This is a genomic window from Teichococcus wenyumeiae (genome assembly GCF_003696345.1).
GTDB classification, from domain to species: Bacteria; Pseudomonadota; Alphaproteobacteria; order Acetobacterales; family Acetobacteraceae; genus Pseudoroseomonas; species Pseudoroseomonas wenyumeiae.
Genome location: NZ_RFLX01000139.1, coordinates 1 through 1298, shown reverse-complemented (window position 1 = coordinate 1298; position 1298 = coordinate 1). Strand labels below are relative to the sequence as shown.

The 1298-nt window shown below is 55.9% G+C and carries 2 protein-coding genes; both read left to right on the top strand.

The window, feature by feature from the left end:
- Nucleotides 1–341 precede the first annotated feature (341 nt).
- Nucleotides 342–929: a hypothetical protein gene (locus EBE87_RS28875; protein WP_147426316.1), complete on the top strand. Its 588-nt coding sequence runs from the start codon at nt 342–344 to the stop codon at nt 927–929.
- Nucleotides 926–1072 carry a hypothetical protein gene (locus tag EBE87_RS29300; protein WP_158601090.1) on the top strand — a complete coding sequence of 49 codons (147 nt, stop codon included), beginning with the start codon at nt 926–928 and terminating at the stop codon, nt 1070–1072. The genes EBE87_RS28875 and EBE87_RS29300 overlap by 4 nt, the downstream gene beginning before the upstream one ends.
- Nucleotides 1073–1298: the final 226 nt, after the last annotated feature.

The window sequence follows — 1298 nt, the reverse complement described above, 5'->3', positions numbered from 1 at the left end:
GAAGTCAGCACCCAACTGCGTGCCATCCATCCCGCCGATTTCCCTTGCGTTCACGGGGGCGCCCACAGAAGAGAACGGGCTCTAAGGCACAGAGGCTAACTTGAGCGTAACGTTGGTGGGGCGAAATAGGTATAGCTGGGCCTCTATGCCGATCCTGAAGGAGGACGAGCTAGATGCCGAGGCGCGGAAGGCGCTGATCTTCGTGGCACGGGGGATTGCTCGGGAGGCGGCTGCCGCTGACCTGGGCTTAGCTGAGCCGAAGGCCGATGCTTAGTTAAGGTAGGCGCCTTAATGATCTTCCGATGGCCGGGGCCTACGGTGCCCAATAACTGGAGTGGTAAGTGCCGACCCTAGACGCCTTCCTTGCCATTCTGCCGCCTTGGCTGCTGAGCAATTTCTATCTCGTAAAGTTGGCCATTGCAGTATTAGGCGGCCTAATATCTGGCTACGTAGCAGCAGCAATTATGCGGCGGAGAGGAATCACATTCTCCGCGAGGGCATACTTCAAGCTGATGCAAATACAAGTACTCAGCTTTCCTTTTGCTGTTCTTTTCGGAGCAACCATATTAGGGCCAGTTGTTAACATATTGGGATTGTTGTTAGCATTCCTCGTATTTTATACTTGCATAAACATCGGATTTGCAGCTCGTATGTTTCGGCCGATCGGGCCCGCGAAGCGCTTTACGATTATACCTTCTGACGCAGTTCACAATGAGCGACTAAAGTTGAGATCTGCTTGGCTCAACAGCATATCCACGATGGTCATGACCGCTGGCATTGCATCTCCCGCGGCGGCCATCGCGTTCAATATCGGTGATTTCCAGGCGAAGGCGTCCCTTCCCTTGGTCGCACTCGGTTCTGGCATATGTTTCTGGTTCAGCGTTATGCTGCATATGAGGGCGACAAGGACGCTCGGAGGCCTGAGATGACAGACGAACTGCTACTGAATGCACTGGTGTTCGTCGGCTGGCCACTGCTTCTAATTGCGGGGTTCAAGGCGCTTACTCTCTATTGGGAGCTGGTGGATCAGAACACCGTCATGCTGCCTATGGATACGCCGCCGGCCGAGTAGCCGCCTAACCGGCGAACATTTGCCGCCAGCCCGCCAACCGGCGGGCTTTTTTGTGCCCGCCAGCTTGGCCGCTAGATCAGGTCAGTCAGCGTCCGGACCTTGGAGATCCCCACGCCCGCCGCCTTCATGCCCTTTTTGGTGGCGTGTTGATTTTCGCTGAGACCTGACCCGGCGTTTTCATCGAGAAATGACCCGGCCAGGAATATGTCCTGCGGGCTGTGGCCGC

Bases quoted from the DNA above. Each gene is read 5' to 3' on its own strand.
- EBE87_RS29300 (WP_158601090.1), top strand. From the start codon at position 926: ATGACAGACGAACTGCTACTGAATGCACTGGTGTTCGTCGGCTGGCCA.